The sequence below is a fragment of the Halostagnicola kamekurae genome, from assembly GCF_900116205.1.
In the GTDB taxonomy this organism is placed as follows: Archaea; Halobacteriota; Halobacteria; order Halobacteriales; family Natrialbaceae; genus Halostagnicola; species Halostagnicola kamekurae.
This window is the reverse complement of the sequence record NZ_FOZS01000004.1, coordinates 65662-78968: the sequence shown is the minus strand read 5'-3', so window position 1 is coordinate 78968 and position 13307 is coordinate 65662. Positions and strand designations below refer to the sequence as shown.

The window sequence follows — 13307 nt, the reverse complement described above, 5'->3', positions numbered from 1 at the left end:
TCACTTCTCCTCGGAGTTCGCTGCCGGGTGCACGTCTTCGTCCGGACCCGAATCCTCGAACTCGAGTACCGTTTCGTCGGGTTCGTCGCTGGTCAACACGCCGGGAAGGAATCGGTCCTCGTGGGCCGTGACCGTGTCTTCGTACTCGAGTACTGTCTCGAGTATCTGTCTGACGCCGTCCTCGAACGTGGTCGACTGTCCGTCGATGAGGGCGGCGTATCGGTCGTTCTCGATCTCCAATTTGTGGGTTTCGTCCTCCTCTCGCGGGTTCTCGAAATGTTTGACGTCGACATCGAGATCGAACTCGGCGGCGACGTTGGCGATCGTTTCCGCGATTTCCACGATGCTAATCGACCGCGTCACCTGATTGTAGACGACGTGATCCGACGGTCTCGTATCGGGATCGGCGAGCGCCAGGCGAGCCAGCCCCTCGACCGCGTCCTCGAGTGAGATGAACGGTTTCCGCTGTTCGCCTCTGCCGTAGACGGTCATTGGATAGCCGGCAATCGCCTGTGCACAGAATCGGTGGGTAACGACGCCGAAGTGGTAATCGAAGTCGAACCGCGTCGACAGACGCGAATCGGCCGCCGTTTCCTCGGTTTCAGTCCCGTACGTAATCGCCGTCCGAACGTCCGAGATCGGGATACCGAACTGCTTGTGAGCCAACCGCATGTTGGCCGCATCGTGGGATTTGGTCAGGTGGTACCAGCTGCCCGCCATCGCCGGGAAGGGAACCTCGTCGCGCTCCCCCGCATTCTCCATCGTCGCACCGCCCTCGGGAATCGGAAACTCCGGTGCGCCGTACACGCCGGTGGTCGTCGTTTCGATGAAATGGGTGTCCTCGAGACCATGTTCACTGAGCCCCCACAGGAGATTCCGCGTCGACTGCAGGTTGTTGTGCTGGGTGAAATTCGCACGCTCCCCGTTGATCTGGGAGTAGGGGGCCGACGGCTGTGCTGCGGTGTGGACGACGGTCTCTGGTTCGTGAATAGAGAGGAGTTCATCGACGAACGCTCGGTCGGTCAAATCCCCTTCGACGAACGAGAGGGTGTCGACTCCGAGCGTCTCTTCGGCGGCATCCAATCGTTCGTCGATAGACGCGATCGGTACGGCACTCGTCGAGCCGACTGACTCGACCCAGTCCCGTCGGCCGAAGTTATCGACGAGAACGACGCGGGAATCGGTGTTGGTTCCGATACGCAGTGCCGTTGGCCATCCGAGGTATCCATCTCCCCCGGTGACGAGGATGCTCATGTTACTCAGAATCTGAGTAAAGCGTCGTTATAGTTCTTCTGTTCAGTAGATCACGGTTGGCTGAAAGTCTCTCGATACGACGAGTTCGAGGCGACCGTGACAGACGATCCTCCGCGAGTGTGGTGGCTTATTCGACTGTCACGCTCTTGGCCAGGTTCCGCGGTTTGTCGATCGACCGCTCTTTTAAATTCGCGATGTGATACGCAAACATCTGGAAGTAGACGTTCGCGACGAGCGGCTCAAATACGCCGACTGCAGGGACCTCGAGCGCCCAATCTAACGATTTCGTTCGAATTCCCGCTGTGACAACACCAATTGCCGGTGCACGTCGAGTCTGTGCTTCGGTCAGATTATTCCTCGTCTCATCCCCGTCCGCACCAGTCGTCAGGACAGCGAGCACGGGCGTTTGGTCCGAGACCAGTGCGAGTGGCCCATGTTTCAACTCGCCCGCAGCGAACCCTTCCGCGTGGTCGTACGAGATTTCCTTCAGCTTCAGCGCTCCTTCGAGCGCAACGGGGTAGCCGAACCGCCGCCCGACGAAAAAGAACGCGTCCGAGTCCTGATATTCTCGAGCGGCCGCGAGCACCTGCTCTTCTTCGTCGAGGACCTGCTGAACGGCTCCGGGCAACGCGCGTAAATCTTCCAGAACATCACGCGCATCCGCCGTCGAGAGCGCCCCCCGACCGCGTCCGATCGCGACCGTGAGCAGTGCGAGCGTCGCGACCTGTGAGGCGAACGTCTTCGTCGCGGCGACACCGATCTCCGGGCCGGCGCGAATAAACAACGTATCGTTGGTCTCTCTCGTCACGGTGCTTCCGAGCGTGTTCGTTACAGCGAGCGTCCGCGCCCCCGCACCGGCGGCGCGGCGAATCGCACCGAGCGTATCCGCCGTCTCGCCGCTCTGGGTGACGGCGACGACGAGGGTCCGCCAGGGATCGCGCCCGCCCTCGAACTCGTATTCGCTGGCGATTGTCACTGTCGCGCGGACATCCGCGAACTCTTCGAGCAACTGCGCCGTGTACTGGCTCGCGTAGTAGGACGTGCCACAGGCGACGAACTGGATCTCCTCGAGGGACTCGAGATAGCCCTGCGGGAAGTCGAGGTCGAGATCGACCTCGCCTCGATCCACGTCGAGCCGACTGGACAGTGTTTGCCGAAGTGCTGATGGCTGCTCGTGGATCTCCTTTCGCATGTAGTGTTCGTATCCTCCCTTCTCTGCAGCGTCGGCGTCCCAGTCGACAGTTTCGATAGCTCGGTTTACTCGTTCACCGTCGTGGTACACCGACACACCGTTGTCCTCGAGTGATACGATGTCGCCGTCCTCGAGATAGGTTACGTCGCGGGTCCGATCAAGGAATGCCGTCACATCACTCGCGATGAACGCGGCCTCGTCACCGTGACCGACCACGAGCGGGCTCTCGTGACGCGTCGCGACGATTCGGTCGCTGCCGGCGCGGACGGCGGCGATCGCGTAGCTGCCCTCGAGAAAGTCGACGACGCGTTCGAGGGCAGCCAATAGGTCGTGGCCGTCGTCGAGTTCTCGCTCGAGCAGGTGCGGGATTACTTCGGTGTCGGTGTCACTCGAGAACTCGTAGCCAGCCTTCAGGAGCCGCGCTTTCAGTGACTCGTAGTTCTCGATAATACCGTTGTGGACGACGGCGACGGTGCCGTTTTGACTGATGTGTGGATGAGCGTTCGCATCAGTCGGCGGCCCGTGAGTCGACCAGCGAGTGTGCCCGATCCCGCAGGTGGCGTCCGAGACGTCCGGAACGCGTAGCTCGCTCACTTCGCCCGCCTGTTTCGCGACCGTCAGTTCGCGGCCGACGAGCGCGATCCCGGCGGAGTCGTAGCCGCGGTAGTCGAGATTCTCGAGGCCGCTGTAGACGATCGGGCCGGCCGATTCGGTACCAACTGAGCCGACGATCCCACACATGTTATCCCCTCCTAACGACCGCGTCGGGTTCAATTCGACCGCTCACGTTCAGACCGTGATCGACGGTTGCCCCATCGCCAAGGACGGTCCCAGGATTGACGGTCGCGCCGCTTCCGACGGACGCATTGTCGCCGACGACGCCACCGAGATTGACGGCGTCGTGGACCGTACCGTCGACGGTGATCGTCGCGCTGCCGCCCGCGATAGTCGCATTCGCGCCGACAGTTGCGTTCTCCGCGATGATCGCGTCGCGAACGACGGCCCCCGACTCGATGACCGCATCGGGAAAGACGACCGCGTTCGAGAGCACTGCGTTCGATTCGATCGTCACGTTGTCCCCGATGGCGGTGCTGCCGCCGACGGTCGCGTGCGGACCGATCGCCACGTCGGACCCGATCGCCGTATCTGCGGCGATCGCGCGCCCCTCCCGCGAGGGGGTTCTGTCGTCATCGACGGTTGCTGCGTTGACAGCAAGTAGATCCCAGAGGTGTGAGACGTCGAGCCAACGGCCGCGATATCTGACGGCGCGGATCGGTTGGTCGGCCGCGACGCGCTCGAGTGTCGTCGTGATCGCCAGTTCGCCACGATCGGTCGGCGTCGATCGAATCGCGTCGAAGATGGACGGCTCGAATCCGTAGACGCCAGCGTTGATAAGTTCGGACGCGACGGGGTCGGTCGGTTTCTCCGTGATCGCCGTGACGCGATCGTCCGCAACCGTCACGACGCCGTAGTCACTCGCGTGTTCCGTTCGGGTGATCGCCATCACCGGGCCGTCGCTCCCTTCGGTCTCGCTTCGAACGCGTTCGACGAGCGACGCGTCGACGAGTCGGTCCCCATTCAGGACGAGAAACGAATTCGAAACGGCGGATTCGGCCTGTAAGACCGCGTGAGCCGTTCCGAGCTGTTTCTTCTGGACGACGTACTCGATGTCGATCCCCCAGTCGTCGCCATCGCCGAAGTAATTCCGAATTCGCTCCTGTTGATAGCCAACGACCAGGACGATCTTCTCGAGTCCCGCATCCGCGATCGCCGACACGACGTACTCGAGTATCGGACGGTTCGCAACGGGAATCATCGGTTTGGGACGCCGGTTAGTCAGTGGCTCGAGCCGGCGTCCCTCGCCAGCTGCAAGTACGACAGCTGACACGGTTTCCGCTTCCATACCACCTGCTTGGATGATGGAGGTTTGAATACCTGCTGATGCAGCGCTCTTTTTACTTTCATGATAGGATTATATTTCGTATCCGTCACGTTGAACGCCACATTACACGCCTCACAGGCGTACAAGCCGCGTTCGACACGCTAATCTCGTCTTCTCTCGCACACGCAACACTCACTGTTGTACCACTCTCGAAAACTGGTGTACCACTATCGGAACTGCCACGACCTCGATCCCTCGATTTCGTCCTGAATTTCATCTCGAGAGGGCGTCCCCGACCGCCTCGATCGCAGTTGGATCGATGTGCTGGTGGACGGGGAGAACGACCGTCGTCTCAGAGAGCTTTCTCGACGTTTCGTAGGTCGGATCGTTCTCGACTGACGCCGAGAGCCGCGGCCAGGTGTGCGCGCCGTCGACGCCGACGCGATCGAGTTGCCGGAGAAGCCGAGTCGGGGCCCCGGCGCGGACCGGGAACACCTGCGGGCAGATGCCGTCGGGCAGCGTGTCGAAAACGGGGGCGACGTCGGATCGCGTCTCGAGGACCCGCTGCCACGCCGAGAAGTTCGACCGTCGGCTGGCCCGGATCGAGTCGGGGTCGGCGTCGACGAAGACCCGATGTGTGAGATTCGACAGTTGGGACTTGCCGTTCTCGTAGCGCTCTCGCGGGGAGGCCGTTACCCGGCCGACGCCGCTTCCGCTGACGAGCGTGTCGATCGATTCGCGGAGTCGGGCGTTCCGATCGAACAACTCGAACGCGATCGACTTCAGGAGGAATCGACAATCGGTCGCGTCGAAGCGGTCGCGGACGCCCTCGTACCTCGAGGGGGTGTAGGATTCCGCGAGAGTATCCGTATTGAGGTACAAGAGAGCGCCGTTCGGGACCGGAAGCTGTTTCCAGAGGCTCGTGATCCCGATATCCCCGACGGTACCGAGCAGTGTGTCCCCGTCCATGCTCAGCGGGGAGTGAGCGTTGTCGTCGACGTGATAGCACCCGTACTCGCTGGTGATCGACGAGATCGTCTCGAGGCCGGACTGGGGAAAGCCGAAGTAGTTGACCGAGACGACCGCCGCGGTGTCGGAATCTATCCTGTCGCGCAGATCGTCTACGTCGGGGCCGAGCGTCTCGGTAATCGCGTAAAATCGGGGCTCGAGGCCGAGTTCGACGATCGGTTCGGCGACGGCATCCGGGAGGTACGCCGGAAGGAGAACGTTCTGTCCCGCATTCGAAACGGTTTCTAGCCCGTCACGGAGCGCGACCTTTCCCGAGCCGTAGAAAGCGTACGCGGTTACATACTGTTCGAGAAGTGACTCGAAATCCGCGGGGCGAGCGCTCGAGAGGGCCCACAGAGACAGCGACGGCGTCGCGCTGATCATCGATCGGCCTCCGGACGATCGGCGTGCGTGCGTCCCACCACGTTCGCGGTACTGGACGATCACCGACTTAGTGATGGAGGGGATACCGATTCGATCCGGCGAAACAGGCGGTGCTTACTCGCGAATGTTGGGGACGAGATAGAGCGAACGCCGATTTGGAAGGCGGTTCCTACGCCGACCCAGTCATCGCATAACAAAGCCGAAACCGATCAACTGCGTGTCCATGGAAGGTACGGACGGCGATTGTAAACTTCTCGTCATCGGCATCGATGCCGGTTGTCTCCCGGTGTTGCAGCCGGTATTCGATTCCGGAACGGCACCGACGATGCAACGACTCGTCGAGGACGGTTCGAGCGGCCCGCTCGAGTCCCAGATCCCGCCCTGGACGGCCAGCGCGTGGCCCTCGATGTACACCGGGAAAAACCCCGGCAAACACGGCGTGTTCGATTTTCTGTCCTTCGACGGCTACGAGTGGGACGTCGTCAATTCGACCCACGTTCGCGAACGAGCGGTGTGGGAACTGCTGAGCGAGAACGACGTTACGAGCGTGGTCGTCAACGTCCCCGTCACGCATCCGCCCCGATCGTTCGACGGGGCGCTCGTACCGGGAATGACGGCTCCGGAAGATCCCGACTGCCACCCCAACGGCGTGCTCGAGGACATCAAAGCCGAGTGTGGCGGCTACCAGGTCTACCCGCAGGGCGGAAACTACGCCGACGGGGAGATCGAGGGGTACGAAGAGACGATCGAGCGCAGAGGCGAGGCGTTTCGATACCTCTGTCGGCGGTTCGAACCCCAGTTCGGGTTCGTCCAGTTCCAGCAGACCGACTCGGTGTTTCACGAACGCCCGGGCGATACGGAGGCGATCGAAGCGGTCTACGGCGCGGTCGACCGAGAGATCGAGGCGACGATCGAGGCGGTCGAACCGGAGAACGTCTTGCTCGTCAGCGATCACGGCATGGGGACGGTCGAGGGCCACGAGTTCAGAGTCAACGAGTTCCTCCGCGACCGCGGGGACCTCGTCGCACGGAGCGGCGGCGAGGGGATGCCCGACTGGTCGCAGGCCTGGCGTAACGACCTTCTCGACGGCGAAGAGGCAGGCGATCACTCACCCGGTGCGGTCGAACGCGCGATGAACGTCGCCGCGAAGTTCGGGATTACAACCCAGCGGATTGCGAACACGCTCGACACGGTCGGGTTGAAAGAACCGATCGGAAAGCGCGTTCCGAACGACATGATCCGGGCGGCGAGCGAACAGGTGGATTTCCCCGAGTCGGCGGTGTACGTCCGTTCGAAGAGCGAGCTCGGCTTACGGATCAACCTCGAGGGCCGCGAACCGAACGGGCAGGTGCCGGCGTCGGAGTACGAGTCGTTCCGAGCGGCCCTGATCGAGGAGTTACGAGAGGTTCGAACGCCCGACGGCGAGGCGATGTTCGAGGCGGTCGAGCCGCGTGAGACGTACTTCCACGGCCCCGAACTCGGGAACGCGCCGGACATCCTCACCGTTCCGGCCGGGTTCGACAACGCGATCGTCGCCGACCTCGAGAAGGAGACCTTCGGCGAGCCGATGGAGCCCTGGAATCACAAGCGGACGGGAATCGTCGCGGCCGCGGGGACGGCGTTCGACGAGAGCGCGACGCTTTCGGAGGCGACGATCTTCGACATCGCGCCGACGATCTGCTCGCTTTTCGACGTCTCGATCGACGCGGCAATGGACGGGGAGGTCCTTCCGATCGTCGACGCCGGCGAGCAAGCGGAGTACCCCGCCTACGAGCCGAGTCCGATCGCAACGACCGACGACGCCGCCGTCGAAGATCGACTCTCCGACCTCGGATATCTCTAAGATGGGTATCGATATCCGCGTTCTCGACACGGAGACGGACGCAGAGGAGTGGAATCGGTACGTCGAACGGTCGCCGGGGACGAACCCGTTCTTCCGAGCCGAAGCCCTCGAGTTGCAGGCCGCGGACTCGGAGACCACACCGCACCTGCTCGCGGGGTTCAAAGGCCAGGAAGCCGTCGGGCTCTTCCCGGTCTTCGAGTACAACAAGGGGCCGATTACGGGCGTCTTTTCGCCGGCGCCGTTCTCGTGGTCGTGTTATCTCGGGCCGGCGCTATTGAACGTCGACAAGCTCAAACAGCGAAAGGCCGATCGCCGAACGAAACGGTTCCTCGAGGGCTGTCTCGAGTGGATCGAGTCGGAGCTATCGCCCGTCTATACCAAGTTCGTCGCGGCGGAGTTTCCCGACGTTCGGCCGTTCACCTGGAACGGCTACGAGGTCGAGCCCGGATACACCTACGTACTCGATCTCGACAGGTCCACCGACGACCTGCTGGATCGGTTCAGTAGCGACGCGCGATCTAACATCCGCAACGCCCCGGAGGACCGGTACGTCGTCGAAGAGGGCACGATCGACGACATCGACCGGATCGTCGACCAGGTCAGAGCGCGGTACGAGAGTCAAGGCCAGTCCTACCAGATGAACAACGGGTTCGCCCGGTCGCTATATCAGTTGCTGCCAGACGGCGCGATACGACCGTACGTCTGCCGCGTCGACGGCGAATTCGTCGGGGGCATCCTCGTCGTCGAATCGGAGACGACGCGCTACCGGTGGCAAGGCGGGGTGAAACCCGACGCGGACGTCGACGTCTCGATCAATGACGTACTGGACTGGCACGTGATTCGGGATGGGGCCGAAAACGGGCTCGAACGGTACGACCTCGTCGGGGCGGGTGTGCCGAGTATCAACCGCTATAAGGCGAAGTTCAACCCGGAGCTTCGATCGCAGTTTACCATCACGAACGGATCCTACGGCGTGAACCTCCTGATCGATCGGTATCGGAAATTTAGGTGAATCGCTTCGTTTACTAGACCCTGACCCTGTCTGCCTCGAGACGCTCGAGCAGTTGAGCGGTCGATCGGTCGAGTGGTCGGGTGGTCGAGTGGTTGAGCGGTCGGTGATCGGTCTCGTTTTGCACCCCCTGACGGGCCGTCTTTCCATCCGGTGCTCGAGTATCGGCCACATTGGATCAGCACGCAGGGAGTAGTCAGAACATAGTAAGGGCCGCCCCGACAGAGACACAGGTATGTTCGGAACGAGCGGCATCCGCGGTCGCGTCGGCGAGGACGTAACGGCATCGCTGGCACTCGAGGTCGGGCGTGCGCTCGGCTCTGAGGGGTACGAACGGGTCGTCGTCGGGCGAGACAGCAGAGAGAGCGGTTCGATGTTGCTCGACGCCCTCGCGGCCGGGCTGTGTGAGTGCGGGAGCGACGTCCTCGAGATCGAGGGGGAACTCGCGGCCACGCCGACGATCGCTCGAGCGGTCGACTGGGCCGACGCCGACGCGGGGGTCGTCGTGACCGCCTCGCACAATCCGCCAGAGGACAACGGAATCAAGCTCTGGACGCCGTCGGGGAAAGCGTTCGGCCCCGATCGCCGGGCCGCTATCGCCGAGCGAGTCGAGTCGGACGCGGTGGACTACGCAGACTGGGACGAGACGGGCGATCGAACGACGCTTTCGGGAGCCACGGCGGCGCACGCGTCGGCGATCCGCTCGAGCGTCGACCTTCGGGAACCGCTGTCGGTGATCGTCGACGTCGGAAACGGCGCGGGTCAGATCACGGCGACGGTGCTCGAGCAGCTTGGGTGTACGGTCCGGACCCTGAACGCGCAGCCGGACGGTTCGTTCCCCGGGCGACCGAGCGAGCCGACCGCGGAGACCCTCGAGTCCCTCGAGACGCTCGTCGGCGAAAGCGACGCCGATCTCGGTGTCGCCCACGACGGCGATGCCGACCGAATGATGGCCGTCGACGAGACCGGAACCTTCGTCCCGAAGGATTCTCTCCTCGCGCTGTTCGCTCGCGAGGAGGTCGGGGAGGGAGACCGCGTCGCAGCGCCGGTCGATACCAGCCTGGCTGTCGAAGACGCGCTGACCGACCGCGGTGGATCGCTCGTTCGAACCAAAGTCGGGGACGTCTACGTCGCACAGCGGGCGACCGACGCGGACGTCGTCTTCGGCGGCGAACCGAGCGGGGCGTGGATCTGGCCCGACGAGACCCTTTGCCCCGACGGCCCGCTCGCCGCCTGCAAACTCGCGGAGCTCGTCGCCGCCGACGGGCCACTCTCGAGTCTCGAGTCGGAGATCGACTCGTATCCCATTCGCCGCGGGGCCATCGAGTCCGACGACAAATCGCGGCAGATGGAACGCGTCGAACGGCGCGTTCTCGAGACCTACGACGACGTGGACGCTCGAGACGGCGTCCGCGTCGAAACCGACGACGGCTGGTTTTTGATCCGCGCGAGTGGGACCCAACCGATCGTCCGTGTCACGGCGGAGGCGCGTCGTACCGATCGTACCGCGGATCTCTTCGAGACGGCGACGCAACTCGTTCGAGAGTGACGGCGTTCCTGCAGACGGTATCGAGAGCGCCACACCGGCCGCTCGACCGGGAACTTCGACGGAGGTGACTCGTAGACCGGCCGCAGTCGGCGACTCGCTATCGGACTTCCTTCGGGATGTAATCGGACGTTTTCATTTCGCGGTACGTAGAACAGTCGGGGCAGGCGTGGACGACGTCGCGGTTATCCCCGAAGACGCGTGCGAACTGACGTGTTACCTGGTTGCCACAGGTGACACAGCGAGGGGCGGTCGTCTGTTGGCCGGCGGTCATCGGCGTCCACTTGGTTTCGGTTGGTTCCGTCGACATCGTCAACTCATTGTGACAGTATACTATTTACTATAGGCTGCATAACATGGCGCGGGCGCTCGAGGGTTGGTTTCATGTGTCATTAACCGCACCGAAAGAGTGTCAGTATTTCCGGACTGCTACCGTCCCTATCGGCCGAAATTCTATATTACCGACGGGTAATCTGTTGTTTCACAGACTGTGCGAAGGGAAAGGACCCGCGATATCAGCCCGAGGCGTGGCCGGCTGGAACGCTGGTTCCGATCGAACGGAAATGGGTGCGTATCGAGTCGCGAACGAGGCGACCGGCCGGTTGGTGGACAGTCGACAGAACAGTGGCCGAGCGATCGCGGCTCGCCAGCACCCTGCCCCGTCCGGTGATATCGAACGAACTGGTTCGATTATCAGGTGTTACGTTTATGGACAGGTAGGAGCCACTTACTAGCGGAGAGAGCCCGATTTTCCCGGGAGAATCTCTCCAGTTGCGATCCGACGTCGAACGAGGACGGCAAACCCCGCACAGACACAGCGTGGACGTGAGTCTATGGGGGTAGATTCGAGTCCTGCTGTGTTCAAGTACGTCCTCGCCTCGATGTGCGTGGCTACGACTCGCTGCGTGTGCCGAGTGACTATAATCGATACCGTCAGAAACGAGACTGCAGGGTTCCCTACTCAACGGTTACGCTTTTGGCAAGGTTTCGAGGCTTGTCGATCGAACGATCCAGCTGGGTGGCCGCATAGTAGGAGACTAGCTGGAGTTGCACGTTCGCAAGCAAGCCAGCCAGCGTGGCGTCGGTTTCGGGGATTTCCAGGTGCTCGTCCGCGATCTCGGTCGCCTCGTGTCCCGGCGGACAGAGCGCGATCACGGGGGCGCCGCGCGTTTGCGCTTCCTCGGCGTTTTTCAGCGTTTTCTCGTCTTCGGTGCCGGTGAAGACCGCAAAGATCGGCGTTTCCGGGGTTACTAACGCAAGCGGACCGTGTTTCAACTCTCCCGATGCGAACCCTTCCGCGTGTTCGTAGGTGATCTCCTTGAACTTCAACGCGCCCTCGAGAGAGACGGCGTAGCCGAACCCGCGACCGATGAAAAAGTACGACTGGGAGTCGCCGTACCGACGAGCGACTGCCGCCGCGCCGGATCGGTCCAGTACCCGTTCGATCGATTCTGGCATCGATTCGACCGCCTCGAGAAGCGATCGTCGGTCCCCGCTCCGCTCGCCGCTTCGGTCCGCAGCGATCCGGCGTGAGAGCAACACGAGCATGAGCGCCTGCGAGGAGAACGTCTTCGTCGCCGCGACGCCGATCTCGGGGCCTGCTCTGATGAGTAGTGTCTTGTCAGCGATGCGCGAGGCCGTCGAGCCGATGACGTTCGTCAGAGTCAACGTCTCGGCGCCCGCAGCCGCCGCGCTCCTGAGCGCGTTGAGCGTATCCGCCGTTTCACCGCTCTGCGTGACCGCCACCACGAGTGTCCCGTCGTCGATCGGCGGGGCCGCCACCGAGTACTCGTTGGCGAGCATCGCCGTCGCCGAAATCCCGATCCTGTTGAGCGCCGTCGCCCCGTACAACGCCGCGTGGTACGAGGTTCCGCAGGCGACGAACTGGACCTCGTCGATGTCTTCGAACGCTCCCGGTTCGAATCCATCGAGGTCGATCGCGCCGCGGGCCGGATCGATCCGGCCCTCGATCGCCTGGGCGATCGCGGTCGGTTGCTCGTTGATCTCCTTGAGCATGAAGTGGTCGTACTCGCCTTTCCCGGCCTGTTCGGGATCCCACTCGACGGTTTCGCGTTCGCGTTCGATCGGGTTCCCGTCCTGGTCCGTGTACTCGATCCCAGTTTCGTCCACGACGACGACGTCGCCGTCCTCGAGATAGACGACGGTATCGGTGTACTCGAGAAACGCGGGGACGTCGCTCGCGAGGAAGTATCCGTCGTCCTCGATCCCGACGACCAGGGGCGAACCCTGCCGCGCCGCGTAGAGGACGTGCTCACCTGACCGCATCGCCGCGACGGCGTAGCTTCCCTCGAGTTCCGCGATCGCGCGTCGAAACGCCGACTCCGTGTCGAGTCCGTCGTCGATGTGGGACTGAATGAGGTGGGGAATCACCTCGGTGTCGGTCTCGCTGGTGAACTCGTGGCCCTCCGCGGCGAGCCGGGATTTTAGCCGAGCGTAATTCTCGATGATACCGTTGTGGACGACCGCGACGTCTCCCACCTGATCGGTGTGGGGGTGGGCGTTTTCGTCGGTCGGCGGCCCGTGCGTGCTCCAGCGCGTGTGGCCGATTCCGACCGCGCCCTCGAGCGTCACGTCGTCGATCGATCGCTTCAGGTCCGAAACCTTACCGGACCGTTTCTGTACGTCGATACCGCTGCCGTTCTGGACCGCGACGCCCGCCGAATCGTAGCCGCGGTACTCGAGGTTCTCGAGTCCCGAGAGCAGCGGGTCTATCGCGCTTCCGTCGCCGACGCGCGCGATTATTCCACACATCCGTCGCTCACCTCCGAACTGGGTCGACGGTCGATCTCGGGAGGGGTCTGCGATTTCGAGGGCGGGCACCGGTCAGCGAGACGGGACTCGAGAGCGAATCCCGTCGTGTGAGCGCCACCAATGGTCGTTCGTTTCATGATCGGATAGGTGTCCGTGAGCGCTGTCCGAGATGCGAACATGGCACGGACATGGATACACTACAAACCGACATGGCCCATTACTATAGATCCGCTAACGCAGACTGTACGGACCCTGTAGTACGGGCCTATCGATCGTTCGATTCGAACGGAATCGTTTCCATCACTGTCGATATGTGGTCCAGTTCGGTGCTCGAAGAGAACCCGGACGGGAATCGGGTTGACGAGACAGCGTGTCGTGTCGACCGCGATACCAACTGGAGCGCTGACAGAGCGCCAC

9 protein-coding genes are annotated in these 13307 nt (G+C 62.6%); 3 read left to right on the top strand and 6 right to left on the bottom strand.

Translation table 11 applies throughout. The features are described from left to right. The 4 genes from BM348_RS16610 to BM348_RS16595 form a co-directional block, all read right to left on the bottom strand. Positions 1-1254 carry an NAD-dependent epimerase/dehydratase family protein gene (locus BM348_RS16610; protein WP_092906589.1) on the bottom strand — a complete coding sequence of 418 codons (1254 nt, stop codon included), beginning with the start codon at positions 1252-1254 and terminating at the stop codon, positions 1-3. 127 nt (positions 1255-1381) lie between these two features. Then, positions 1382-3187 carry a glutamine--fructose-6-phosphate transaminase (isomerizing) gene (gene glmS, locus BM348_RS16605; RefSeq protein ID WP_092906587.1) on the bottom strand — a complete coding sequence of 602 codons (1806 nt, stop codon included), beginning with the start codon at positions 3185-3187 and terminating at the stop codon, positions 1382-1384. A gap of 1 nt (position 3188) precedes the next feature. Continuing rightward, the gene (locus tag BM348_RS16600) at positions 3189-4349 is read right to left on the bottom strand and encodes a sugar phosphate nucleotidyltransferase (protein WP_092906585.1); all 1161 of its coding nucleotides are present in this window, start codon (positions 4347-4349) and stop codon (positions 3189-3191) included. A gap of 252 nt (positions 4350-4601) precedes the next feature. After that, entirely contained in the window at positions 4602-5720 is a 1119-nt protein-coding gene (locus BM348_RS16595) for a DegT/DnrJ/EryC1/StrS family aminotransferase (RefSeq protein ID WP_092907208.1), read from the bottom strand. 223 nt (positions 5721-5943) lie between these two features. On the opposite strand from BM348_RS16595, the gene BM348_RS16590 reads away from it, so the two are divergent. The 3 genes from BM348_RS16590 (at position 5944) to glmM (ending at position 10121) form a co-directional block, all read left to right on the top strand. Further along, a complete protein-coding gene (locus BM348_RS16590) occupies positions 5944-7563 on the top strand; it encodes an alkaline phosphatase family protein (RefSeq protein WP_092906583.1) in 1620 nt (539 codons plus the stop codon). A 1-nt stretch (position 7564) separates the two neighbouring features. After that, the gene (locus BM348_RS16585) at positions 7565-8575 is read left to right on the top strand and encodes a lipid II:glycine glycyltransferase FemX (protein WP_092906581.1); all 1011 of its coding nucleotides are present in this window, start codon (positions 7565-7567) and stop codon (positions 8573-8575) included. 232 nt (positions 8576-8807) lie between these two features. Further along, on the top strand, positions 8808-10121 hold the full coding sequence (gene glmM, locus BM348_RS16580) for a phosphoglucosamine mutase (RefSeq protein WP_092906579.1): 1314 nt from the start codon (positions 8808-8810) through the stop codon (positions 10119-10121). Positions 10122-10218: 97 nt separating this feature from the next. Here the strand turns inward: glmM and BM348_RS16575 are convergent, their stop codons facing one another. Together BM348_RS16575 and glmS (BM348_RS16570) are read right to left on the bottom strand one after the other, a co-directional pair. After that, complete coding sequence (locus tag BM348_RS16575) at positions 10219-10428, bottom strand: DUF7563 family protein (protein WP_092906577.1); 210 nt, start codon at positions 10426-10428, stop codon at positions 10219-10221. Between the two features lie 647 nt (positions 10429-11075). Further along, positions 11076-12890 (bottom strand): glutamine--fructose-6-phosphate transaminase (isomerizing), encoded by a 1815-nt coding sequence (gene glmS / locus BM348_RS16570; RefSeq protein ID WP_092907206.1) that lies wholly within the window; start codon positions 12888-12890, stop codon positions 11076-11078. Positions 12891-13307: the final 417 nt, after the last annotated feature.

What these genes read in the sequence shown, in the direction of transcription:
- BM348_RS16610 (WP_092906589.1), bottom strand. Translation starts at nt 1,254, where the DNA reads ATGAGCATCCTCGTCACCGGGGGAGATGGATACCTCGGATGGCCAACG.
- glmS (WP_092906587.1), bottom strand. Translation starts at nt 3,187, where the DNA reads ATGTGTGGGATCGTCGGCTCAGTTGGTACCGAATCGGCCGGCCCGATC.
- BM348_RS16600 (WP_092906585.1), bottom strand. Translation starts at nt 4,349, where the DNA reads ATGGAAGCGGAAACCGTGTCAGCTGTCGTACTTGCAGCTGGCGAGGGA.
- BM348_RS16595 (WP_092907208.1), bottom strand. Translation starts at nt 5,720, where the DNA reads ATGATCAGCGCGACGCCGTCGCTGTCTCTGTGGGCCCTCTCGAGCGCT.
- BM348_RS16590 (WP_092906583.1), top strand. Translation starts at nt 5,944, where the DNA reads ATGGAAGGTACGGACGGCGATTGTAAACTTCTCGTCATCGGCATCGAT.
- BM348_RS16585 (WP_092906581.1), top strand. Translation starts at nt 7,565, where the DNA reads ATGGGTATCGATATCCGCGTTCTCGACACGGAGACGGACGCAGAGGAG.
- glmM (WP_092906579.1), top strand. Translation starts at nt 8,808, where the DNA reads ATGTTCGGAACGAGCGGCATCCGCGGTCGCGTCGGCGAGGACGTAACG.
- BM348_RS16575 (WP_092906577.1), bottom strand. Translation starts at nt 10,428, where the DNA reads ATGTCGACGGAACCAACCGAAACCAAGTGGACGCCGATGACCGCCGGC.
- glmS (WP_092907206.1), bottom strand. Translation starts at nt 12,890, where the DNA reads ATGTGTGGAATAATCGCGCGCGTCGGCGACGGAAGCGCGATAGACCCG.